Origin of the sequence: Micromonospora sp. NPDC049580, assembly GCF_040675595.1 — a bacterium.
Classification (GTDB): Bacteria; Actinomycetota; Actinomycetes; order Mycobacteriales; family Micromonosporaceae; genus Micromonospora.
This window is the reverse complement of record NZ_JBFAPG010000814.1, coordinates 1-1,312: the sequence shown is the minus strand read 5'-3', so window position 1 is coordinate 1,312 and position 1,312 is coordinate 1. Positions and strand designations below refer to the sequence as shown.

The following is a 1,312-nucleotide window of genomic DNA, read 5'->3' as shown; positions in this document are numbered from 1 at the left end:
TTTTGGGGTGTGCCCGTCTTGTAGCTGCCGCGCGGCGCGAACGGGCCGGCCGACGAGGCCAGCGCCGAGTCGTTCCCGGCCAGCGACCCGCCCGCCAACGAGTTCAGCGACCCGGCCGACGAGCCGCGCGACCTGGAGACCGCGGCGGTGGGCGCGGGCGGCCGGGCCACCAACCCGATCCGGGTCACCAGCGCCGACGGCGTCGAGTACGAGCTGGACCACGGCGCCGTGGTGATCGCGGCGATCACCTCCTGCACCAACACGTCCAACCCGCAGGTGATGATCGGTGCCGCGCTCCTGGCCCGCAACGCCGTGGAGAAGGGCCTGACCCGCAAGCCGTGGGTGAAGACCACCCTCGCCCCGGGTTCCAAGGTCGTCATGGACTACTACGAGCGGGCCGGCCTCACCCCCTACCTGGACAAGCTCGGCTTCAACCTGGTCGGGTACGGCTGCACCACCTGCATCGGCAACTCGGGCCCGCTGCCCGAGGAGGTGTCGGCGGCGGTCAACGAGCACGACCTGTCGGTCGTCTCGGTGCTCTCCGGCAACCGGAACTTCGAGGGCCGGATCAACCCGGACGTCAAGATGAACTACCTGGCGTCCCCGCCGCTGGTCGTCGCGTACGCCCTCGCCGGCACGATGGACATCGACCTGGCCAACGAGCCGATCGGTGAGGACAGCGACGGCAACCCGGTCTTCCTGCGCGAGATCTGGCCGAACAGCGCCGAGATCCAGGACGTCATCGCCCAGGCGATCGGCGCGACCGGGTTCAGCGCCGCGTACGCCGACGTCTTCGCCGGCGACGAGCGGTGGCAGTCGCTGCCCACCCCGACCGGCGACACCTTCGCCTGGGACAGCGACTCGACCTACGTGCGCAAGCCCCCGTACTTCGAGGGCATGCAGCAGGAGCCGAGCCCGGTCGTCGACATCTCGGGCGCGCGGGTGCTGGCCAAGCTGGGTGACTCGGTGACCACCGACCACATCTCGCCGGCCGGCTCGATCAAGGCCGACTCCCCCGCCGGCACGTACCTCGCCGAGCACGGCGTGCCGCGCCACGAGTTCAACTCGTACGGCTCCCGCCGGGGCAACCACGAGGTGATGATCCGAGGCACCTTCGCCAACATCCGGCTGCGCAACCAGCTGGTGCCCGGGGTGGAGGGCGGCTTCACCGTCAACCACCTCACCGGCGAGCAGACCTCCATCTACGACGCCTCGATGGCCTACCAGGAGGCCGGCATCCCGCTGGTCATCCTTGCCGGCAAGGAGTACGGGTCGGGCTCGTCGCGGGACTGGGCGGCCAAGGGCACCATGC

General features: G+C 70.4%; 1 pseudogene. It reads left to right on the top strand.

The features are described from left to right. Window positions 1-33 precede the first annotated feature (33 nt). Window positions 34-1,312, top strand: a pseudogene (locus tag AB0J68_RS32285) (aconitase family protein); the annotation flags it as partial.